The organism is Krasilnikoviella flava, assembly GCF_900167525.1.
GTDB classification, from domain to species: Bacteria; Actinomycetota; Actinomycetes; order Actinomycetales; family Cellulomonadaceae; genus Isoptericola; species Isoptericola flavus.
In genome coordinates this window covers 153,324-174,892 of sequence record NZ_FUZQ01000005.1, presented here as the reverse complement: position 1 = coordinate 174,892, position 21,569 = coordinate 153,324, and the positions used below count along the sequence as shown (strand labels likewise).

The window sequence follows — 21,569 nt, the reverse complement described above, 5'->3', positions numbered from 1 at the left end:
GGCCAGGGTCGGAGGTGGTGCCGGATCAGCCGAAGGTGTCGTGCAGCACGACGCCGTCGCGCACGGTCTGCAGGCAGACGGGCTCGGGCTCGCCCGCGGAGAGGTCGGGCAGCAGGGGCTGGCCGGCACGCGCCTCGGGGTTCCACGCCGACAGGCGGTCCCCGGGCGCCTGGACGGACAAGGTGTCCGCGCGCCACACCGCCAGGTGCGCGGGGGCGCCGACGCGCAGCTCGCCCGCACCGGTGTGGTCGAGGCCGGCGAGCCGCCACCCGCCGCGGGTGTGGGCGCGGAACGCGGCCCGCGCGGAGATGCGCTGCATGGCGTCCTCGTGCGTAAGGGTGGCGCGCACCGCCTGCCACGGGTCGAACGGGGTGACGGGCGTGTCGGAGCCGAACGCGAGCGGCACCCCGGCGCCCGCCAGGTCGGCGAACGGCGACAGCGTCGACGCGCGCCCCGCGCCCAGCCGGGCGGCGTACATGCCGTGGCTGCCGCCCCACGCGGCGTCGAACGCGGGCTGCACCGACAGCGCCACCCCGTACAGCAGCAGCGCGGCCAGCGCGGCCGCGTCCACGAACAGGGCGTGCTCGATGCGGTGGTGACCGGAACGCAGCGCGCCCGGGCCGAACTGGGTGGCGGCGAGCTCCAGCCCGCGCACCACCTCGTCCATGGCCCGGTCCCCGATGACGTGGAAGCCGCCCTGCGTCCCGGCAGCGGAGCACGCGGCCAGGTGCGCGGCGATGTCCTCGCCCGTGAGGAAGAGCCGGCCCGTGGGCTCGGACCCGCCCGGCCGGGCGATCAGGTCGCTGTACGGGTGGCGCAGCGCCGCCGTGCGGGAGCCGATCGAGCCGTCCGCGCACAGGTCGCCGGCGATGCCGGTCAGGAACGGCAGCTCGACGAGCATCTGCCGCGCGTCGTCCGCCGTCGCGCACAGCTCGCCCCGGTACGCGACGACATGCGGCAGCGCGCCCGCCGGGTCCGCGGTGAGCTCGACGAGCTCGCGCAGCCCGTCGCGGGTGTCCATGTTGGGCTCGCTCATCTCGTGCACGCCGACGATGCCGCGGGCGGCGGCGTCCGCGAGGGCGCGCCGGTAGGCGCGCGTGCGACGGGCCGGCGACACCCGCCGCACGGCGTCCGCGGCGGCGTGGTGGGCGTCGGACGTCACCATGCCGGACGGCTCCCAACCGGGCGTGCGGTCGATCCCCGCGGCGCGCGCGAACGCCCCGGACACGACGGCCGAGTGGCCGTCGACCCGCGCGGCGTACACGAGGCGGCCGCCGCAGGCGGCGTCGAGCTCGTCCGCCGTGGGGGCGCGCCGCTCCGGCCAGGCCTGCTCGTCCCACCCGAACGCCAGCAGCACCTCCTGGCCCCCGGGATCGGCTGCGTCGAGCGCGCGGGTGCCGCGGGCCAGCGCGTCGAGCGCCGCCGCCAGCGAGGTCACCCCGCCGGCGGCGGTGAGGTCGACCGACTCGGCGGCGAGCCCGGTCTCGAGCAGGTGCACGTGCGCGTCGACGAACCCCGGAGCCACCAGCGCGCCGTCGAGGTCGATCACCCGGTCGGCACGGGCCGCGAGGCCGGCGGCGGTGTCCTCCGCGCCGACCCAGGTCACGACGCCGTCGTCGACGAGCAGGGCCTCGGCGAACGGGTCGGCGGGCGAGTGGACGACTCCGTTGCGGTACAGGGTGGACGTCACGGCCTGCACTCTATGGCACCACCCCGCCCGGTCGCCCACCCCGCCCCCACGCGGGCCTCACGGGTTCGTCACATCCGGCCCGCGGGCCGCGGCGTCGCCCGCCGATGCCTCACACGCTGGAGTAGGCGACGACGCCGCGCAGCACCGCGGTCTGCGCCTTGCGGGCGGTGGCCCGCAGCGCGGGGCGTGGCGCGGCCTTCGCCAGCTGGTCGAGCACGTCGAGCACCTGCTTGCACCAGCGCACGAAGTCGCCCGCCGCCACATCGGTGCCGCGCAGCACCCCGTCCAGGGTCTTGCCCGACGCCCACCGGTGCACGGGCGCCACCAGGCCGAGGTCCAGGGGACCGGTCGCCTCCAGGTGGTGCTCGGCCTCGAGCCGGGTCACCTCGGACCAGACGCGGGTCGTGGCGTCCAGCACCTGCGCCAGGCGCCCGTGCGGGCCGCCCGGCACGAACGGCTCCGACGCCTCCTCACGGCGGCCCGAGTACACGACCGTCGACACCGCGGCCGCCAGCCCCGCCGCGTCCAGCTCGTCCCAGGTGCCGCGGCGCAGGCACTCCGCGAGCAGCAGGTCGTCCTCCGCGTAGAGCCGGCCCAGCCAGCGCCCGTCGTCGGTGACCCGCAGCGACCCCGGCACCCCGTCCTCACCCCGCTCCGCACGGCTCCGCGCCAGGTAGCCGAGCCGGGTCAGGACGTCGCACGTGAGGTCGAAGGTGCGCGCGATCGAGCCCGTGCGTCCCTCGACGCGCCGCACCAGCTGCTCGTGCTCCCGGTGCAGCCGCTCCCAGCGCTCCGCCCACCGGGCATGGTCGTCCCGCTCCGGGCAGCCGTGGCACGGGTGCGCGCGCAGCGCGGCCCGCAGCCGCTGCAGCTCGGCGTCCGAGGCCGCGTCCGGGCGGCGTCCCGCGCGACCGCCGGACGACGCGCCCCCGCCGCGGCGCCCCGGGTGCTGGCCGGTGCCGCCGTCGCCCGAGAACGCGCCGAGCGCGTTGCGCATGCTCGACGCCAGGTCGCGCCGCTGGTCCGGGCGCCGCGGGTTGAACGACTTGGGGATGCGCACCACCCCGACCACCTGCACGCCGTCGGGCGCGTCCGCGAGCGTGAGCTTCTTGACCTGCTTCTCCTGCGTGAGGACGGTGGGGCGCGGCCCGTCGAAGCCGCGGTCGTCGCGCCCCGGGTCCAGCACGACGACGTGCCCACGACGGCGCCCCGACGGCACCTCGATCACGTCCCCGCGCCGGAGCTTCTCGAACGACGCGACGGCGTCCGCACGCCGCGCGCCCGTCGCGGCCCGGGACAGCTCCTTCTCCCGCTCCGAGATCGCCCGGCGCAGCCCCATGTACTCCGCGAAGTCGCCCCGGTCGCAGGACATCGACGCGGCGTAGCCCTCCATGGCCTCCGCGTGCGCCTGCGCCTGCTTCGCCAGGCCCACCACGCCGCGGTCGGCCTGGAACTGCGCGAAGCTCGTCTCCAGCACGTCGCGCGCCCGTTCGCGGCCCACCTGTCCCACGAGGTTGACCGCCATGTTGTACGTGGGGCGGAAGCTGGAGCGCAGCGGGTACAGCCGCTTGGACGCGAGGCCTGCCAGCGCTACCGGGTCCAGCCCCGCGTGGTCCACCACGACGGCGTGCCCCTCGACGTCGATGCCGCGCCGGCCCGCGCGCCCGGTGAGCTGCGTGTACTCCCCCGGCGTCACCGGCTGGTGGGCGGTGCCGTCCCACTTCACCAGCTTCTCCAGCACCACCGACCGGGCCGGCATGTTGATCCCCAGGGCCAGCGTCTCGGTCGCGAAGACCACCTTGACCAGGCCGCGGGAGAACAGCTCCTCCACGGTCTCCTTGAACACCGGCAGCATCCCCGCGTGGTGCGCCGCCACGCCCCGTGACAGCGCCTGCGCCCACTCCCAGTACCCCAGGACGTCCAGGTCCTCCGTCGGGATCGTCGCGGTGCGCTCCTCCACGATGCGGCGGATCTCGGCCTCCTGGGCGGCGTCGGTGAGCCGCAGCCCCGCGCGCAGGCACTGCTGGACGGCCCCGTCGCACCCGGCGCGGGAGAAGATGAAGAAGATCGCGGGCAGCAGCGCGTCCGCGTCGAGGGAGTCGACGACGGCGAACCTCGGGGGCGTGCGGCGGTGCCCCGCGGGACCCGACGCGCCCGGCCGGTTCCCGCCGCGGCCCCGGTAGCCGCGGTCGCCCTTGCCGCGGTGCCCGTGCCGGCCGTGCGGGGACTCCGCCCGCGCCGCGGCGCGGAACATCGCCTGCAGGTCGGGGTTGATCGGCGGGTTCGTGCCCGGGTCTGTCGGGTCCACGTGCCCGGCGTACAGGTCCATGAGGCGCGGTACCCCGCGCGGCTCCGGCGCCGACACGACGACGTGCTGCCACAGCGGCACCGGTCGGCGCTCGCTGACCACCACGGCCGTGTCCCCGCGCACGGTGGCGAGCCAGTCGCCGAACTCCTCCGCGTTCGACACCGTCGCCGACAGCGACACGAGCTGCACGTGGTCGGGCAGGTGGATGATGACCTCCTCCCACACCGGGCCGCGGAACCGGTCGGCCAGGTAGTGCACCTCGTCCATGACGACGTACGCCAACCCGTCCAGCGCGGACGACCCGGCGTACAGCATGTTGCGCAGCACCTCGGTGGTCATCACGACCACGGGCGCTCCCGCGTTGATCGACGTGTCCCCCGTGAGCAGCCCGACGTTCGCCGTCCCGTGCCGCGCGACCAGGTCGGTGTACTTCTGGTTGCTCAGCGCCTTGATCGGCGTCGTGTAGAACGCCTTGCCCCCGCGGGCCAGCGCGAGGTGGACGGCGAACTCCCCCACGACCGTCTTGCCAGCCCCGGTGGGCGCGGCCACCAGCACGCCGCGCCCCTCCTCGAGCGCGACGCACGCGTCGACCTGGAACGGGTCGAGCTCGAACCCGACGACCTGGCGGAAGAGCCGCAGCTCGCCCTCGGCGTCGAGGCGGTCGCGGGTGCTGCGCGCCCGCGCCGCGGCGTACCGCTCGGCGGGGCTGGGTGCGTCCGCTCCGGCGGGCACGCCGGCGTCGGGACGGGGGTCGGCGGTCATGCCGTCAGCCTAGGCGCCGGGCCCGACGACCGAAGATCGCCTCCCGGCGCGGCGGGCCCGCCCGACGTCCCCGGTCAGCGGGGCTCGACCAGCACCTGCACGGCGCGTGCCCGCGCCTCCACGCGCAGCGGCAGCGGCCCGAGGCGCTCGCCGTCGGCGTGCGCGACCGGCAGCGCACGCTCGTCCGCGGCCCAGGCGTCCGGTCCGGGCTCGATCGTCACCGCGCGGGCCCGCACGACGTGCACCTTGCGGCGCCGCACGTGCCCGCCGGTGAACATGCTGGGGAAGACGACGGCGGCACCAGGCCGGGACAGGTCGGTGGCGACCAGCACGTCGAGCAGGCCGTCGTCGAGGGACGCCGCCGGGGCGACGCGGATGCCGCCGCCGATCTGCGGGCCGTTGGCCGCGGTGACGAGCGCCGCGCGACCCGTCCACGTCGCCGTGCCCGCGGGGCCGGGGCGCAGGCGCAGTCCCGCACCCGCCCGCCCGGGACGGGCACCGTCGCGCGGGGGGACGCCGCCGGGGGGACCCGACGGGGCGGGGGCGACTGCGGCGACGGGGTCGGCGACGCCGTCGAACGTGAGCCGGTACGACCAGGGCCGGTAGTGCAGCAGCTCGAGCGCGGCCGCGATCGTGTACCGGGCGCTGCCGCGCGGGTGCCGCAGCCGGTTGGCGCGCGCGTTCACGGCGGCGTCGAGCCCCGCCGAGACCGCGCCGGCCACCCACCGGGGGCCGTCGGGGAGCCCGGGGCCGGTCGCCAGCGCCGCGTCGACGGGGCGGCGTCCGGCCACGCCGGCGTCGAGGGCGCGGCACACTGCGGCCCCCGCGGCGGCCGGGTCCCGCACGGGCAGGCCGAGCGTCGCCGCGAAGTCGTTGCCCGTGCCCACGGGGACGATGCCGAGGGGGACGTCGGTGCCGGCGACGGCCTGCACCCCGAGGTGCACCATGCCGTCGCCGCCCACCACGACGAGCGCGTCCACGCCGCCCGCCGGCACGCCCCTGCCCGCGACGGCGTCGTGTGCCCGGGCGAGCGCCGCATCGGCGTCGGGACCGGACAGGTCGACGACGTGGTGCCCCGCGCGCCGGAGGCCGGCGAGGACGCCGGTGCCCGCGGACGCGGCACGCCCTTTGCCCGCCGTCGGGTTGACGACCACGCCCAGACGACGTGGACCCGGGGCCTGCTCAGACAGTGGAGGCGACCCGTTGCTTGTCGACCCTCCGGTCGTGCAGCACGCACAGCCCGAGCGCGCCGAAGTACAGCACGCAGATCGGCGCCGCGACGAAGATCATCGTGAGCGCGTCCGGCGTCGGCGTCATCACCGCCGCGAACACGAAGGCGACGAGCACCGCCCACCGCCACCCCTTGGCGAGAGGCTCGTGCCGCAGCACCCCGGCCATGTTCAGGCCGACGAGGAAGACGGGCGAGACGAACGCGATGCCGAACGCCAGGACCAGCCGCATGACGAAGCTCAGGTACCCCTGCGCGTCGGTGAAGTTCACGGCCCCGTCGGGGACGAAGCCCGCCAGGATGTCCACCGCGTGCGGCAGCACCCACCAGGCCAGGGCGGCGCCGCCGAGGAACAGCGGGACCGCGGCGCCGAGGAACCCGTACGCGTACCCCTTCTCCCGCCTCGTCAGGCCCGGGGTCACGAAGGACCACAGCTGGTAGAGCCACCACGGGCACGTGACGATGACGCCGAGGAAGAGCGAGACCTTGACCTTCATGTCGAGCGCCGACGCCATGCCCGTGAAGTTGAGCGCGATCGTCTTGCCCTGCTCCTGCGCCGCGACCTCGAGGGGCGACTGGAGCGCGGAGAGCAGCGGTTCGTACAGGACCCATCCGATGACGGCACCCACCACGAGGCCGCACGCGGCGAGGAAGAGCCGCTTGCGCAGCTCCAGCAGGTGCTCGCGCAGGGGCATGCGCCCCTCCGGGTCCCGGGAGTCTCCGGGCACCGACTACGCCCGCGGCTGCTTCGGGTCGATGAGACCCGGGATCTGTTCGCCGCCGTTGTCCGCCCCGGCGTTCGAGGCGCCTGGCGGCGTCGACGGGGTGGTCGTCCCGGCGGAGGGCGCGGTCGGCGTCTGCGCCGTCCTCTCGTCCGACGGCTCGTTCGAGTCGTTGAGCTTGCCGTCGTCCGTGAGGTCCTTGACCTCCTTCTTGAAGATCTTCAGCGACTGGCCGACGCTGCGCGCCAGGTCAGGGAGCCTGCGCGCCCCGAACAGCAGCAGGATCACGACCACCAGCACGATGATGTGCCAGGGCTTGAGCATGCCCATGAGAATGGCTCCTCGTTCTCGTCCGCCCGTGGGCGGGGTGTGTCGGGGTCAACCCTAGTGGGTCCCCGGGGCAGCGAAGGTGACGTTCAGGTGACGACCCGGCGCGCGGCCGTCAGATCGGTCGCCGTCGGGACGGTGGGGCGACACTACCGCCGCCGCCCTGGCGTGCGAGACCGCAGGTCGGCGTGCGCCGCCTTGTCCGCGGTCCTGGCGGCGAGCCAGCCCTCCGAGTCCCACCGGCGCCACGTCGCGGCCTGGCGCTCCCGGCGGACCGCGACGCGCTCGGCCTTCAGCCGGCGGCGCTCGGCCACGCGCTCGCGCAGCAGCACGGGGTCGTCGAGGAGCGTGGGCGACGTGTCGGCGCGGTGCGCCTCGGCCTCCGCGACCGCGGCGGACATGCGGTCGGCGGCCGACCCGAGCACCTCGCCGGCGCGGGACGCCTCGCGCAGCGCGCGCACGCCGGCGCGCCACAGGTGGCGGCCCAGGAAGAACGCGCCCACCAGCGTGCCGACGACGAGCCCCGCCCAGATCCAGCCCCACATGCCGGTCAGCCTACGGGTCCGGGCGGCGCGGTGCGGCCGGCGCCGGTCGGGCTGCCGGCGGCCTCGTCGGCGCTGTCGACGGGGCCCGTGGCGGCGTACGCGTCGAGGGCGGCACGGGCGGACTGCCCGACGTCGCGCGCGACGTCGGGCGGGTCGACGGAGACGACGTCGGGAGCGTTGGCGAGCAGCAGACGACGTAGCCACGCCGGATTCGTGACCCGCAGCCGCACCTCGACGGTCCCGTCGGGCAGGTCGCGCACCGACTCCGCCGGGACCTCCTCCGCGACCCACCGGGCCGCGGACGCGAGCCGCAGCGTCGCCGCGGGGGCGCCGCGGTGCGCGACGGACGCCCACACGTCCGCGCCGAGGTCGCCCGCGACCTCGACGTCCCGCTCGGCGACCGCCGCGTCGAGCACACGGGCGTCGAGGATGCGGTCCACCCGGAAGGTGCGGCGCCCGTCCACGCGCAGGCACCAGCCGACGAGGTACATCGCGCCGTCCTGGGTGAGCAGGCGCAGGGGGTCGACGTCCCGCTCGGTGGTGACGTCGGCGGCGTTGACGTACCGCAGGTGCAGGCGGCGGCCCTCGGCGAGCGCGGTCGTGACGGCGGCCACCACCTGCGGGTCGCCCTCGCCCTCGAGCTGCACGTCGACGGCGCCTGCGGCCTCGCCGGTCGCGGCCGTCAGCTTGTCCAGCGCCGACGCGACGACGGCGGCCCGCCGCCGGTCCGACTGCACCGCGGGCGAGGCGTGCATCGCCCGCAGCGCGGCGACCAGCGCCACGGCCTCCCGGGTGCCCAGGCGCAGGGGCCGCGTCATGCCGCGTGCCCGCGTGAGCGACACGACGCCGTCCTCCAGGGAGAACGCGTCGAAGTCGATGAGGTCGTCCGGCATGTACCCCGGTGTGCCGGACACCCACAGGGCGTCCACGTCCTCGCGCACCTGCCGCGGCGTGACCCCGAACCGGTCCGCGAGCTCCTCCACGCGCACCGGGCCGGCGCCGTCGAGGAACGCCACCAGCCCCAGCAGTCGCACCAGCCGGTCGTCAGCCCGTTCAGCCATCCGTCCCCTCCCTCGCACCGTCGCCGAGATCGTCGAGATCGTCGAGATCGTCGTCGTCCAGCGCCGCGGCCGCCTCCAGGCGGCGCAGCACGTCGGCGCGCAGGTGCGGCGGCTCCAGCACCACGACCGCCGGGCCGTACCCCGCCACCTCGTCCGCCAGCGCGGACAGGCTGCGGAACTCCACCTCGAGCAGATCTCGCCCGTCCGTGCCGTCGCCGCGGGCGGGAACCGCACGCGCCCGCAACGCCTGCGCCCGCTCCGCCACCACGGCAAGCCGCGCCCGCTGCAGCACCCCGACCCGCTCGCCCAGCATGGCGTCCACGTCCACCGCCTCGGGCACGTCGAACGCGCCCGGCCGTGACCCCACACGCACCTTGCCCGCGATCCGCGAGAGGCGGAACACCCGCGCCGCGCCCCGCGCCCGGTCGAAGCCCACCAGGTACCAGCCGCTCCCGCGCGCCGCGATCCGCCACGGCTCCACGTGCCGCATCAGCTCCTGGCCCGTGCTCGCCGCCCGGTACCGGAACGACACGTCGCGCCGCTCCGAGACCGCCTCCAGCAGCGGCACGTACGCGTCACCCGCCGCCCGCACCCGCGGCGCCAGGCCCGCCACCGCGTCCGCGGCGACCTCCCCCGCCCCCGCCGCCCGCAGCTTCGTCATCGCGCGCGACATGTCCGTGCGCAGCGTCTTGTCCGACCACAGCTGCGCCGCCAGCGCCACCACGCCGAGCTCCGCCGGCGTCAGGTCCACCACCCCCAGCGCGTACGCGTCGTTGTCGATCCGGTAGCCGACCTCGTCGCTGTGCCCGCCACCGTCCACCGTGACGATCGGGATGCCCAGCGCCCGCAACGTGTCCTTGTCGCGCTCGAACATCCGCTCGAACGCCTCCGTCGACGGCGCGTCGCCGTACCCGGCCACCCCGGCGCGCACCTGCTGCTTCGTCATCGACGCGCTCGTGTTCACCAACGCGATGACAAGGTTCAGGAGGCGCTCGGCCGGAGGGGTGCCCCGCGACGACGGCGCGGGATCAGCAGGGGTGGCGGCCGCCCGGGCGGCCGGGTCCACGGGGTTCGCAGGCATCGGCACCAACCTAGTCGCCGGTAGCCTCGGACGGGTGACGACAGCGCCGAACCGCACAGACGACCGACGACCGGACGACGGGTCTCGACAGGCTCGACAGGCTCGACCGGCGAACGGTGGTGGGCACGTCACCTGGCGCACCGGCACCGTCACCGCCCGCGGCGCCACCTGGACCGGAGCCCGCGAGGTCTCCCTCCGCCTCGACACCCCCCTGCCCGCGCGCGACCTCACCACCGCACCCTGGGAGGTCCGCGGCCTCGCCTACACCGCCCTCGTGGGGGACCCCGACGTCGGCGACCGGCTGCTCCTCAACGTCTCCGCCCTCGCCCGCGGCCTGGGCACCGGCGGGTACGCGCTCGTCGTCGGCCCCGCCGGCGACGCCCCCACCGCCCTGCCCGCCGACCCCCACTCCGGCCCCGGCCACCTCGTCAAGGCCCGCTACACCCCCCTGCAGGCCATGGTCCTCGGCGTGGACGAGCAGGAGTCCCCCCACCACGACACCCTCCGCGACGCCGACGACCTCACCGGGATGCCCGTCGTCGTCGCCGACCTGCACTCCGCCGTCCCCGCCGTCGTCGCCGGCGCCCGCCACGCCGCAGAGCTCGCCGGCCGCCCCCACCCCCGCGTCGCCTACGTCATGACCGACGGCGGCGCCCTGCCGGCCGCCTTCTCCCGCACCGTCGCCACCCTCCGCGACACCGGATGGCTCGACACCACCGTCACCGTCGGCCAGGCCTTCGGCGGCGACCTCGAGGCCGTCACCGTGCACACCGGCCTCCTCGCCGCCCGCCACGTCGCCGGCGCCGACCTCGTCGTCCTCGCCCAGGGACCCGGCAACCTCGGCACCGGCACCCGCTGGGGCTTCTCCGGCGTCGCCGCCGGCGACGCCGTCAACGCCGTCGCCGCCCTCGCCGGCCGCCCCGTCGCCTCCCTGCGCGTCTCCGGCGCCGACCCCCGCGACCGCCACCGCGGCGTCTCCCACCACAGCCTCACCGCCTACGGTCGCGTGGCGCTCGCGTCCGCCGACGTGCCAGTCCCCCACCCCACCGGGGACCTCGAGGCCCTGCCCGCGTGGGGCGCCGAGCTCACCCGCCAGGTGCACGACCAGGCCGCCGCCCTCGCCGACACCGCCGCCCGCCACCGGATCGTCGACGTCCCCGCGGACACCGCCCTCCTCGACGCCCTCCGCGGCTCCCCCGCCCGGCTGTCCACCATGGGCCGCTCCCTCGACGGCGACCCCGCCGCCTTCGTCGCCGCCGCCGTCGCCGGCGTGCACGCCGCCCGGCTCGCCCACGACCAGCCCCGCACCGAGCCCGCCACCCGATAGCGTCAGCGCATGGCCCCACCGACGCGGACCCGCCGCGCCGCAGCGTCCCGCACCGTCGCACCGCTCGCGGCCCTGCTGCTCGCCGCCCTCGTCGTCCTGGGCGCCGCCACCGCCACCCCCTGGCGCATCCGCATGCCCAGCGTGACCGTCCCCGAGCCCACCGCCAGCGTCCCCGTCCAGCCCCAGGCACCCGGCGAGATCCTCCCCGGCGACCAGCCCCCGCCCTCCTACGACGTCATCACCTGGATCGTCGTCGCCCTCTCCGTGGCCGGCGCGGTCCTCGTCGCCGTCCTCCTGTGGCTCCTCGCCCGGCGCGTCCTGCGGGCCCTCGCCGTCCCCGAGGACGACGACGTCGACGACCTCGCCCCCGGGACCGCCACCACCGGCACCCAGACCGACCTCCCCCTGCCCGAGCTCCAGGACGCCGTCGCCACCGCCCTCGACCGCGTCGACCGGGCCGCCACCCCGCACGACGCCGTCGTCGCCGCCTGGGTCGCGCTCGAGGACGCCGCCGCCCGCCACGGCACCCGGCGCGACCCGGCCCAGACCGCCACCGAGTTCACCGCACGCCTGCTCACGGCACAGCTCCCCACGACGCCCGGGGACGACGGCGCCACCATGCCCGCCGCAGACGTCGACACCCTCCGCCGCCTCTACCAGCGCGCCCGGTTCACCGACCGCCCCGTGGGGCCCGACGCCGTCGACACCGCCCGCGCATCCCTGTCCCGCATCGCCCGCGCCCTCGACCCCGCCGGCCGTCCATGACCCGCACACCGACACGGCGGGCACCGGCACTGCGCACCCTCCTCACCGTCGGCCTCCCGGCGCTCGCGGCCTGCGCCGTCCTCACCGGCACCGGGGTGCTGGACCTGCTGCACGCCGTGCTGCTGGTGGTCGTCGTCGTGACGGCCGTGGCGCTGTGGCGGCGGCTCGACGACGGCGAGGAGGCCCCGTGGCCGGACGTACCCCAGGACCGGCGCGAGGGCGCGCGCAACGACGTCAGCGAGCTGGGCTGGGCGACGTTCACCCGGAGCGGAGCCGTGGGCGACCGCGTGCTGCGCCGGGTGCGGGCTCTCGCGGCCGCCCGGCTCGCGGACCGGGGCGTCGACCTCGCCGCCCCCGACGGCCCCCGGGAGGCGGCGCGGATCCTCGGCACGGAGGTCGTCGAGGGGCTCACGTCCCGACGGCAGGTGGGCCGGGCCGAGGTGCACGGCTGGCTCGACGCGATCGACGCCCTCCTGCCCGCGACGACGGCCCCGACCTCCGCACCCTCCGCACCCCACCCCGCAGGAAGGCCCCAGCCATGACCGTCGACCCGTCCGTCGACCCGCCAGCCGGCACGAACCCGAGCACCCCGCTGCCCGTCGCCGAGGTGGCGGCGCTCGGCCGGCGCGTCCTGGACGAGGTCGGCACCGCCGTCGTCGGGATGCGCGACACGCTCGAGCTCGCCCTCGCCACCGTGCTCGCCGGCGGGCACGTGCTGTTCGAGGACGTGCCGGGGCTCGGCAAGACGCTCGCGGCCCGGTCGCTGGCCACCGCCCTCGGACTCGACTTCGCCCGCCTGCAGTGCACGCCCGACCTGCTGCCCAGCGACATCACCGGCTCGTCCGTCTTCGACCCCGCGACCCGCGAGTTCGTGTTCCGGCCGGGGCCGGTCTTCACGGGCCTCTTCCTCGCGGACGAGATCAACCGCACCCCGCCCAAGACCCAGTCCGCGCTCCTCGAGGCCATGGCGGAGCGCCAGGTCTCCGTGGAGGGCGCCAGCCGCCCGCTGCCCCGCCCCTTCCACGTGATGGCCACCTCCAACCCCGTGGAGTACGAGGGCACGTACCCCCTGCCGGAGGCGCAGCTCGACCGGTTCATGGTGCGCCTCGCGGTGGGCTATCCCGACCGCGCCCAGGAGCAGGACGTGCTGCTGCGCCGCGTGGCCCGGCGCCAGGAGGCGGCCCCCGTGCGCCCGGTCGTCGACGCGGCCACCGTGCTCGGGATGCAGGCCGGTGTCGAGACCACCGAGGTGGACCCCGACGTCGCCGTCTACTGCGTCGACCTCGCTACCGCCACCCGCACCCACGGTGCGCTCGAGGTGGGCGCCTCCCCGCGCGGCTCGCAGAACCTCCTGCTCCTGGCGCGCGCGGTCGCGGTGCTCGACGGGCGCGACTTCGTGCTGCCGGAAGACGTCAAGCGCGTGGCGGTGCCGGTCCTGGCGCACCGGCTCACGCTCACGCCGACCGCGTGGGCGTCGGCGGTCCGGGCCCAGGACGTCGTGACCGAGCTCCTCGCGTCCGTGCCCGGCCCCGCCACGGTGGGCCGGGAGGGGTGACGCGCGGATGACCGGCACCACCTGGCGGCGCAGCCCGCAGGCCGCGGCCGGCCTCGGGGCCGGGGTGCTCGTCCTGGGCCTGGGCCTGCTCACCGGACGGGCGGACGTCGCGCTGCTCGGGGTCGCCCCGCTCCTCGGCGCGCTGTGGACCGGCCGTCCCCGCGCACGGCGGGCGGGCACGCCCGGACGGGCGACCGGGGTCGTGATCGACCCGACCCCGGGTGCCGCCCCGACCGGTGAGCTCACCGCCACCCTGCGGCTCGACCCGGCGCCGGGGGCCGAGCTCGTCCACGCCCGCGTCGCGGCGCCCGGTCACCGCGCCACCGGCGTCGTCGTCCCGGCGACGACCCGGCACCTGCCGCTCACCCTGAGCACGGTCCGCACCGGCCCGCAGCGCACCTTCCACGTCGACGCGCGCGGCTACGGCGCGGGCGGGACGACGGCGGAGGACCCGGTGTCCGTCACCGCGCCCGACCGCCTCGTGCTGCCCACCGCGATGCCGCTCGGGCGCGTCCCGGTGCCCCGGCGGCTGCGCGGCCTCACCGGTCCGCACACCTCCCGGCGCCTCGGCGACGGCGACGAGCTGCGCGACGTGCACCCGTTCACCCCCGGCGACCGGCTGCGGCGCATCGACTGGCGCACCACCGCCCGCCGGTCCCCGGACCTCGCCACCCTGTACGTGCGCCGCACCTATGCCACGGCCGAGGCGACGGCCGTCCTCGTCGTCGACTCGCGGGACGACGTCGGCCCCGACCTGCGCACCTGGCGCGGCACCGGCCCGCAGCGCGTGGACGAGCCGACGTCGCTCGACCTCGCCCGGCACGCCGCGGCCTCCGTGGCCGGCGCGCTGGTCGCCGCCGGCGACCGGGTCGGGGTGGACGACCTCGGCCGGCGCCGTCGCCCCCTGCCGCCCGCCGCGGGCCGCCGGCACCTGCGCCGCGTGCTGCACGCGCTCGCCCTGAGCAGCCCGCGCGGCACCCCCCAGCGCCGGCTGCGTGCCCCGCAGGTGCCCGCCGACGCCATCGTGTACCTGTTCAGCACCGTGCTCGACGACGAGCCCGTCTCCCTCGTGCGGGCGTGGCGTGCCGTCGGGCACCCGGTCGTCCTCGTCGACACGCTGCCCGACGTCCGCGGCGCACGGGAGGAGCACATGCGCCTGGCGTGGCGCGTCACCCGGGCCGAGCGGGACGATCGCCTGCGCCGGATGACAGCCGAGGGGGTACCGGTCGTGCGCTGGGCCGGCGACGCGCGCCGGGAGGCGCCGCTCCGGCTCGAGGCGCTGGTCCGGGCCGACGAGCGGCACCACCGGGGCGAGGTCGGGGCACGATGACCCGCCCACCGGCCCGCACCCTGCCCGCGCGCCTGCGGGCCTGGTGGCGGTCGCGCTACGAGACCGGCCGGCCGCTGCCCGTCGTCGGCGTCGAGGTCGGGCGCTGGCTGCCCGGCGGGGTGCTGCGGGCGGCGTTCGTCGTGGCCGTGGCGGTGCTCCTGCTCGCGTCCGGAGCACGCACCACCCTGGTCTCCGAGCTGGTGGTGGTGATCACCGGCGTGCCGGTCGTGTGGGCGGCGGTCCGCCCGGGCCCGGGCCCCGCGCACGTCGCTCTGGTGACCGTGGCGCTGCTGCTGCTCGGCTCGACGTCCGCGCCGTTCGACCCCGCCGTGCTGTGGCTCGCCCCGCTCGGGTACGTCGTGACGCGGCTCGGGTGGTGGGCGTCCCACGTGGGCGTGACGGAACGGGTGGAGCTCGCCGCCTTGCGGCACAGCCTGGCGCGCGACGGTGCCGTCGTCGCCGGCGCTCTCGCGATCGGGGGCGCGGCGTGGACCCTGGCGGGGCGTCCGGTGCCGTGGCTGGTGGCGCTCGGTGTGGTCGCCCTGGCCGCGCTCGCGTGGACCGCCGTGCGGCGCGACGATGGCGAGGCGGGCTGACCGACCGGCCCGCACGGACCCGACGAGGACGGAGACCCCCGATGGCCGACCGCAGCACCCCGCGCTACACGGTGCCCTCGCTCACGACGCAGCAGGGCGCCACGGTGGCCGCCATCCTGCAGGAGCGGCTCAACTCCCTGACCGACCTGCACCTGACCCTCAAGCACGTGCACTGGAACGTCGTCGGCCCGCACTTCATCGCGGTGCACGAGATGCTCGACCCGCAGGTCGACGCCGTCCGGGCCATGACCGACGCGGTCGCGGAGCGCATCGCGACCCTCGGTACCTCCCCGGTGGGCACGCCCGGCGCCCTGGTCGCGGCCCGCACCTGGGACGACTACGGGCTCCGCCGGGCGTCGGCCATCGAGCACCTGGGAGCCCTGGACGAGGTCTACGAGGGTGTGATCACCGCCCACCGCAAGGCCGCGAAGGACACCGAGCCCCTCGACGACGTGACGAACGACCTCCTCATCGGCCACCTGCACGAGCTCGAGCTGTTCCACTGGTTCGTCCGCGCGCACCTGGAGAGCGCGGGCGGGGAACTGTCGACCGCCGGAGAGACCACCGAGAAGGGCGCGGCCCGGAAGGCCGCCGCCGCGACCGGCTCGGCGGCGTCCGGGAGCTCGAGGACGAGGACCACGACCACAGCCGCCAAGAAGAAGTAGCCGCCGCGCCGACGTCGTGGCCGAGGGCTGCTGTCCGCGCCGGCGGACGGCAGCCCTCCGGCATGATGGCCTCCGTGATCCGTACCTTCCGACCCACCGACCGCGCCGCCGTCGCCGAGGTCTGCGTCCGCACCGCCGCGGGCGGGGCCGACGCCCGCGGCCTCTACTCCGACGACCACCTCATGCCCGAGGTGTTCGCCCTGCCCTACGTCGAGTACGCGCCCGACCTCGCGTTCGTCGTCGTCCGCCCCGACGACGAGCTCGAGCCGGCGCCCGCCGACCCCGCGGACGACGTCCTGCGCGTCGAGGACGGCCGCCTCACCGGGTACGTCATCGGGGTCGCGGACACGCGCGACTTCGTCTCCTGGTGGGAGCGGGCCTGGGGCCCCGGGTTCGCCGAGCGCCACCCGGCGGCCGGCGGCTCCCCGTCGGGGCGCGAGCCCGGCTTCCCCGAGCCCGCCCTCGTCGACGCCGGCAAGGACCCCGGCCGCATGGTGCGCGGCCTGACGGACGACGAGCTCGACCGGTACCCGGCGCACCTGCACATCGACCTGCTGCCCGAGAACCAGGGCCGCGGCCTCGGCCGGACGCTCATGGACACGCTGCGCGCCGCGCTCGCCGCGCGCGGGGTGCCCGGGGTGCACCTCGGGATGGACCCGAACAACACGCGCGCCCGCGCCTTCTACGACAGGTACGGCTTCCACGAGCTGCCGTCGCACTCCCCCGGCGCCCCCCTGCTGGGCATCGCGACCGCCTGACGCACCGCGCACCACACCGGTCCACCCTCCCCGCACGCCCAGGGCCGGCCTCGCGGGCAGCGAGGCCGGCCCTGCTGTCCGTGCTCTGCGGTGACAGGTCTGCGGGAGTACGTGCGCCTGGTTCCGGACGCTTGGCACACTATTTTTCTCGAGGATCGCCATCGGTCGGCAGCAGCTCCCGGCCGAGGTCCGGCACGCCCGCGTCCACCCACGCCCGGCGCACCTGCTCGAACCGTGTCGGGAGCGGCGCCCGCACCGCCCCGTACCGCGCGTTCGTCCGGTGCACGAAGCGTCGCCACGAGAGCACCAGCCCCTGCTTCGTGATCGGCAGCCCGCTCGCGACGGTCGTGCCGTGGTCGTGCGTGTGGTGCACCGTGAGCAGCAGTGCCCGCGGTACCGAGCCCTCCAGCTCGGCGGCCAGCTCCTCCCGGACCACCATCCAGTGCCGCAGGAGCAGCACCGCTTCCGGGGGCAGCCGGTGCTCCCGCACCGTGCGGTGCTTGCCGTGCCGCAGCACGACCCTCCCCTCCCCCGCATCCCGCGAGCCCCCGACCCGACCGCGCCGGCTCGCGGCCTCCGGGTCGGGGCCGAGGTCCAGGTCCTCCGCCCGCACGCGCAGCAGGTCCCCGTACCGCGCGCCCGTGGCCCGGGTCAGGCCGGCGATCACCGCGAGGCGTACCACCTCGGGCTTGCCGCCCGGGCGCAGCGCCTCCACGGACAGCTCGCGCCACACCCACTCCGCCTCGTCCAGCGTCACCGTGGGCCGCGGGTAGCGAGCGGCAGGCTTCGCATCGTCGGACAGGGGCTCCCCCGTGCTCTGCGTCATGCGGTCGATCCTGGCGCTTGGCACACTTTTTCGTAGGGAGGCGGCCCGGCGTGTCGACCTGCGTCGTAGCCTCGTGCGGTGAGCCGACCCGACGCCCCCGTGCCCGCAGCGCTCCCGGGCACGCTCGCCCTCCCCGTCGACCACGAGCTCGTGATCAAGAAGTCGCGCTTCCTGGCGCACCTGGCCCCCGCCCGCACGGTCGAGGAGGCGGACGCCGTGGTCGCCCAGCGGCGCAAGGAGCTCTGGGACGCGCGACACCACTGCGTGGCCCTCGTCGTCGGCACCCACGCCGACCAGCAGCGCTCCTCCGACGACGGCGAGCCGTCGGGCACCGCCGGCGTGCCGATGCTCGAGGTCCTGCGCCGCCGGCACCTGACCGACGTCGTCGCGGTGGTGACGCGGTACTTCGGCGGGGTGCTGCTCGGCGCGGGCGGCCTGGTGCGGGCCTACTCGGGCGCCGTCGCCGAGGCGCTCGACGTCGCGGCGGACCACGGCGTCCTCCGACGTCGCGAGATCCTCACCGAGGTCACCGTCGACGTGCCGCACGCGGACGCCGGCCGGGTGGACCACCTGCTGCGCGACTGGGCCGGGACGCACGGTGCCGTGCTCGAGGAGCCGACGTACGCCGCCGTCGCAAGGCTCGCCCTGCTCGTGCCGCCGGCCGCGCTCCCCCGGCTGCGCGACGACCTGGCCGCCGCCTCGGCGGGCACCCTGACGCCGGTGCCGGGGGCCGACCGCGTGGTCGACGTCCCGGCCTAGCGTCGCGGGCGGTCAGGCCCGGACGCCCTCCGAGGTCACGGTCGCGCCGTCGGGCACGGTGGCGGGCTCGCCGGGGTCCGGCAGCGCGGCATCGCCCTCGGCGGTCACGGCGGCGCCGAAGGTCCAGTCCCCCTCGACCGTGAGCGACGACGCCCCCCGCAGCGACGGCGCCCCCGCGGCGAAGCGCTCGTCGAACGCCGTGATCGCCTTGTACGTCTTCGACAGCTTCACCAGCGGCGCCTCGACCTGCGCGACCAGGCGGTACTCCTCGGTGAGCTCGTACACGTCGGAGCGCATCAGCAGCAGGTCGCCGGTGGTCTTCACCGGCAGGAAGCGCTCGCGCCCCACCTCGATCGCCGTCGCGCCCTCGAACACGGCCACGGCGGCGCCCATCGCGGACTCGATCTGCACGACGGCGGGCGACGACGGGTCCGTCGGGTCCACCGTCTTCTCGTTGCGGATCAGGGGCAGCTCGAGGACCCCGCCGGTGCGGTCCAGCTCGGCTGCGAGCGCCTCGAGGTCGAACCACAGGTTGTTGGTGTGGAAGTACGGGTGCACCGAGGGGTCGAGCGAGACCGTGACGTCGTCCGGGTGCGTCTGCGCGGTCTCCCGCTGCACGATGCGGCCGTCGCGCTTGCGCACGACGAGCTGCCCGCCCTTGACGTCGGCCGGCGACTTGCGGCACATCTCGGCCGCATAGGGGGCGCCGGAGGCGGCGAACCACGCCGCGATCGCGCCGTCGGGGGCGGCCCCGAGATTGTCGGAGTTGGACACGCTCGCGTACCGGAAGCCGGCGTCCAGGAGCGCCCGCACGACGCCCGAGGCGTGCAGCGCGGGGTACAGGTCGCCGTGCCCCGGCGGGCACCACTCGAGCGACGGGTCGGCGGGCCACTCGACGGGCTCGAGCGTGTCGGCGCGGAGCTTGGGCTCGCGGTTCTGCAGGAAGTCCACGGGGAGCCCGTCGACGGCCAGGTCGCCGTACGGGGCGAGCGCGGCGAGCGTGTCGTCGCGGGTGCGGAAGGAGTTCATCAGCACCAGGGGCAGGCGGGCGCCGGTGGCCTCCCGCGCGGCGCGCACCTGGCGGACGATGACGTCGAGGAAGGTCAGCGAGCCGTCGCCCGCGTCCTCCGCGGGCGCGTCGGCGCGCACCGTGAGCAGCGACTTCGCCTTGTCCATGCCCATCGAGGTGCCGAGCCCGCCGTTGAGCTTGATGATCGCGGTCCGGGCGAGGGCCTCCTGCGCGTCGGCCTCGGAGACGTCGAGATCCGCGTGCCGCGGCAGGTCGACCAAAGGCTCGACGTCGGCCTCGCGCACCAGTCCGGTCTCGCCCGAGGAGAGCAGGTGGTAGAAGCGGGTGAAGGTCTCGATCGCGGCGGGGGCGACGCCCTCCGCCTGCATCTTCTCTCGGGCCAGGGCAAGTCCGCGGTCGCTCATGGGCAGCACCCTAACCGGGCCCCGCGCCGCGCGGGCGGGTGTCCGAGCGGGCCGGGAGGTTATTCGAACCGGGTCGTGTCGCCCGCCCCGACCCGGACCACCTCGGGATACCCCTCGGACCAGTCGACGACGGTCGTGGGCTCGGCCAGCACCTCGCCGGCGTCCACCACGGCGTCGACCAGGTGGTCGAGCTCCTCCTTGACCTGCCAGCCGTCGGTGAGCGGCTGCTCGGAGCCCGGCAGGATGAGGGTGGACGACAGCAGGGGCTCCCCGAGCTCGCGCAGCAGGGCCTGCACCACCGGCGAATCGGGGATGCGGACGCCGATGGTCTTCTTCTTGGGGTGGGCGAGGCGCCGGGGCACCTCGGCCGTGGCCGGGAGGATGAAGGTGTACGGGCCAGGGGTCGAGGACTTGATGGCGCGGAACGCGTTGTTGTCGAGTCGGACGAGCTGGCCGAGCTGCGCGAAGTCGCAGCACACGAGCGTGAAGTGGTGGTGTGCGTCCAGGTGCCGGATCTGCCGGATCCGCTCGGTGCCGTCGTGCTGCCCGACCCGGCAGCCGAGCGCGTACCCGGAGTCGGTCGGGTAGGCGATGAGCCCCCCGTCGTTCAGCATCGCGACGACCTGGGAGACCGCCCGGGGCTGCGGGTCGACCGGGTGCACGTCGAAGTAGCGGGCCATGCCCGGCAGCGTATCCCCGGGACCACGTCGTCCACCCGGGGAGCGGCGTGGGCTCAGGCGCCGATCGCGCGCCGGAGCTCGGCCTCGCTGGCGTTGCCGCCGGAGCACATCACGCCCACGCGGTGCCCGGCGAACTCTGCCGGACGGGCCAGGACGGCGGCCAGCGCCGCGGCCCCGGCACCCTCGGCGACCGTGCGGGCGCCGGTCAGGTAGAGGCGCTGCGCCGCGGCGATCGCGTCGTCGTCCACGAGCAGGAAGTCCGCCAGCCGCTCGCGCAGCACCGCCTGGGTGAGGGCGAAGCCGCACCCGACGGCGAGCCCTTCCGCGCGGGTGGCGTTGACCGCGGTGCGCAGCTCGCCCGCACGCCAGGAGTCGTGGGCGGCCGGGGACGCCGCGGCCTGCACCGCGACCACGCGCAGGCCCGGGGCCAGGGCGGCCGCGACGAGACACGCCGCCGCGGCGCCGGATCCGCCGCCCACGGGCACCACGAGGACCTCCAGGTCGGGGGCCTGCTCCAGGAGCTCGAGCGTCGCGGTCGCGACGCCCGCCACGAGGACCGGCTCGTTGGCGGCGCCCACGAGGCGGGCCCCGGTGGCGGCGGCCACCTCGCCGGCACGGGCGCGGGCGTCGTCGAACGTGGCGCCGTGCAGCACGACGTCGGCGCCCAGGTCGCGCACCGCGCGCTCCTTCAGCGGGTTCGGGTGGCGCGGCATGACGATCGTGCAGGCGGTGCCCGTGCGCCGGGCGGCGTGGGCGAGCGCCTGGGCGTGGTTGCCGGTCGAGTACGCGACGATGCCGCGGCGGCGCTCGGAGTCGTCGAAGCCGAGCAGGAGGTTCAGCGCGCCGCGCACCTTGAACGCGCCGGTGTGCTGCAGGTTCTCGTGCTTGACGACGAGGCTCGCCCCGGTGGCACCGGCCGCGGCGGCGGCCCGGTCGAGCTCGGGGTGGCGCAGGGCGGGCGTCCGGACGACGAGCCCGTCGATCCGGCGGGCCGCGGCGAGCACGTCCCGCATCGTCGGGGGCGCGGGCACGTCGGCGGGCTGCGGGGTCGTCGTCGTCATCACCTCAGGATCACCGCCGCCCGACCCATAGGTCCAATGCCTGTTCCGACTACCCGCCATCGAAACGGCCGATGGGTGGCCGTAGGCTG

Annotated in this window: 21 protein-coding genes; 9 read left to right on the top strand and 12 right to left on the bottom strand. The window is 76.4% G+C overall.

Annotation, left to right across the window (positions count from 1 at the left end; genetic code table 11):
• Positions 1 to 25: 25 nt before the first annotated feature.
• The 8 genes from B5Y66_RS14320 to B5Y66_RS14285 form a co-directional block, all read right to left on the bottom strand.
• Positions 26 to 1,690 carry an amidohydrolase gene (locus B5Y66_RS14320; RefSeq protein WP_079575500.1) on the bottom strand — a complete coding sequence of 555 codons (1,665 nt, stop codon included), beginning with the start codon at positions 1,688 to 1,690 and terminating at the stop codon, positions 26 to 28.
• 109 nt (positions 1,691 to 1,799) lie between these two features.
• On the bottom strand, positions 1,800 to 4,760 hold the full coding sequence (locus tag B5Y66_RS14315; protein ID WP_079575179.1) for a DEAD/DEAH box helicase: 2,961 nt from the start codon (positions 4,758 to 4,760) through the stop codon (positions 1,800 to 1,802).
• Positions 4,761 to 4,834: 74 nt separating this feature from the next.
• Entirely contained in the window at positions 4,835 to 5,914 is a 1,080-nt protein-coding gene (locus B5Y66_RS14310) for a diacylglycerol/lipid kinase family protein (protein WP_245807126.1), read from the bottom strand.
• 28 nt (positions 5,915 to 5,942) lie between these two features.
• A complete protein-coding gene (tatC, locus tag B5Y66_RS14305) occupies positions 5,943 to 6,683 on the bottom strand; it encodes a twin-arginine translocase subunit TatC (RefSeq protein WP_079575177.1) in 741 nt (246 codons plus the stop codon).
• A 36-nt stretch (positions 6,684 to 6,719) separates the two neighbouring features.
• Positions 6,720 to 7,040 carry a Sec-independent protein translocase subunit TatA gene (tatA, locus tag B5Y66_RS14300; RefSeq protein ID WP_079575176.1) on the bottom strand — a complete coding sequence of 107 codons (321 nt, stop codon included), beginning with the start codon at positions 7,038 to 7,040 and terminating at the stop codon, positions 6,720 to 6,722.
• 146 nt (positions 7,041 to 7,186) lie between these two features.
• Positions 7,187 to 7,582 carry a hypothetical protein gene (locus B5Y66_RS14295; protein WP_176168879.1) on the bottom strand — a complete coding sequence of 132 codons (396 nt, stop codon included), beginning with the start codon at positions 7,580 to 7,582 and terminating at the stop codon, positions 7,187 to 7,189.
• A 5-nt stretch (positions 7,583 to 7,587) separates the two neighbouring features.
• Positions 7,588 to 8,643 (bottom strand): helix-turn-helix transcriptional regulator, encoded by a 1,056-nt coding sequence (locus tag B5Y66_RS14290; RefSeq protein WP_079575175.1) that lies wholly within the window; start codon positions 8,641 to 8,643, stop codon positions 7,588 to 7,590.
• Positions 8,636 to 9,724, bottom strand: coding sequence for a helix-turn-helix transcriptional regulator (locus B5Y66_RS14285; protein ID WP_079575174.1), 1,089 nt, complete (start codon positions 9,722 to 9,724; stop codon positions 8,636 to 8,638). The genes B5Y66_RS14290 and B5Y66_RS14285 overlap by 8 nt, the downstream gene beginning before the upstream one ends.
• A gap of 34 nt (positions 9,725 to 9,758) precedes the next feature.
• On the opposite strand from B5Y66_RS14285, the gene B5Y66_RS14280 reads away from it, so the two are divergent.
• The 8 genes from B5Y66_RS14280 to B5Y66_RS14245 all read left to right on the top strand — a co-directional run bounded on the left by B5Y66_RS14280 (position 9,759) and on the right by B5Y66_RS14245 (position 16,720).
• On the top strand, positions 9,759 to 11,051 hold the full coding sequence (locus tag B5Y66_RS14280) for a DUF3866 family protein (RefSeq protein ID WP_245807125.1): 1,293 nt from the start codon (positions 9,759 to 9,761) through the stop codon (positions 11,049 to 11,051).
• A 9-nt stretch (positions 11,052 to 11,060) separates the two neighbouring features.
• Positions 11,061 to 11,816 (top strand): DUF4129 domain-containing protein, encoded by a 756-nt coding sequence (locus B5Y66_RS14275; RefSeq protein ID WP_079575172.1) that lies wholly within the window; start codon positions 11,061 to 11,063, stop codon positions 11,814 to 11,816.
• Complete coding sequence (locus B5Y66_RS14270) at positions 11,813 to 12,358, top strand: hypothetical protein (protein WP_079575171.1); 546 nt, start codon at positions 11,813 to 11,815, stop codon at positions 12,356 to 12,358. The genes B5Y66_RS14275 and B5Y66_RS14270 overlap by 4 nt, the downstream gene beginning before the upstream one ends.
• Positions 12,355 to 13,371: an AAA family ATPase gene (locus B5Y66_RS14265; protein ID WP_079575170.1), complete on the top strand. Its 1,017-nt coding sequence runs from the start codon at positions 12,355 to 12,357 to the stop codon at positions 13,369 to 13,371. The genes B5Y66_RS14270 and B5Y66_RS14265 overlap by 4 nt, the downstream gene beginning before the upstream one ends.
• Positions 13,372 to 13,378: 7 nt before the next feature.
• A complete protein-coding gene (locus tag B5Y66_RS14260) occupies positions 13,379 to 14,701 on the top strand; it encodes a DUF58 domain-containing protein (protein ID WP_079575169.1) in 1,323 nt (440 codons plus the stop codon).
• Entirely contained in the window at positions 14,698 to 15,297 is a 600-nt protein-coding gene (locus B5Y66_RS14255; RefSeq protein WP_079575168.1) for a hypothetical protein, read from the top strand. The genes B5Y66_RS14260 and B5Y66_RS14255 overlap by 4 nt, the downstream gene beginning before the upstream one ends.
• Before the next feature lie 41 nt (positions 15,298 to 15,338).
• Positions 15,339 to 15,962 (top strand): Dps family protein, encoded by a 624-nt coding sequence (locus tag B5Y66_RS14250; protein WP_079575167.1) that lies wholly within the window; start codon positions 15,339 to 15,341, stop codon positions 15,960 to 15,962.
• 65 nt (positions 15,963 to 16,027) lie between these two features.
• On the top strand, positions 16,028 to 16,720 hold the full coding sequence (locus tag B5Y66_RS14245; RefSeq protein WP_176168899.1) for a GNAT family N-acetyltransferase: 693 nt from the start codon (positions 16,028 to 16,030) through the stop codon (positions 16,718 to 16,720).
• A 139-nt stretch (positions 16,721 to 16,859) separates the two neighbouring features.
• On the opposite strand, the gene B5Y66_RS23160 is transcribed toward B5Y66_RS14245, so the two are convergent.
• Positions 16,860 to 17,546: a hypothetical protein gene (locus B5Y66_RS23160; protein WP_281252013.1), complete on the bottom strand. Its 687-nt coding sequence runs from the start codon at positions 17,544 to 17,546 to the stop codon at positions 16,860 to 16,862.
• 78 nt (positions 17,547 to 17,624) lie between these two features.
• Between B5Y66_RS23160 and B5Y66_RS14235 the strand changes: the two genes are divergently transcribed.
• Positions 17,625 to 18,305: an IMPACT family protein gene (locus B5Y66_RS14235; RefSeq protein WP_245807124.1), complete on the top strand. Its 681-nt coding sequence runs from the start codon at positions 17,625 to 17,627 to the stop codon at positions 18,303 to 18,305.
• Positions 18,306 to 18,317: 12 nt separating this feature from the next.
• Here the strand turns inward: B5Y66_RS14235 and B5Y66_RS14230 are convergent, their stop codons facing one another.
• The 3 genes from B5Y66_RS14230 to B5Y66_RS14220 are packed head-to-tail and all read right to left on the bottom strand — an operon-like array spanning position 18,318 to position 21,480.
• Complete coding sequence (locus B5Y66_RS14230) at positions 18,318 to 19,739, bottom strand: UTP--glucose-1-phosphate uridylyltransferase (protein WP_079575166.1); 1,422 nt, start codon at positions 19,737 to 19,739, stop codon at positions 18,318 to 18,320.
• A 59-nt stretch (positions 19,740 to 19,798) separates the two neighbouring features.
• Positions 19,799 to 20,419 carry an L-threonylcarbamoyladenylate synthase gene (locus tag B5Y66_RS14225; protein WP_079575165.1) on the bottom strand — a complete coding sequence of 207 codons (621 nt, stop codon included), beginning with the start codon at positions 20,417 to 20,419 and terminating at the stop codon, positions 19,799 to 19,801.
• A 53-nt stretch (positions 20,420 to 20,472) separates the two neighbouring features.
• Positions 20,473 to 21,480, bottom strand: a complete 1,008-nt coding sequence (locus tag B5Y66_RS14220) for a threonine ammonia-lyase (protein WP_079575164.1) — start codon at positions 21,478 to 21,480, stop codon at positions 20,473 to 20,475.
• Positions 21,481 to 21,569 lie beyond the last annotated feature (89 nt).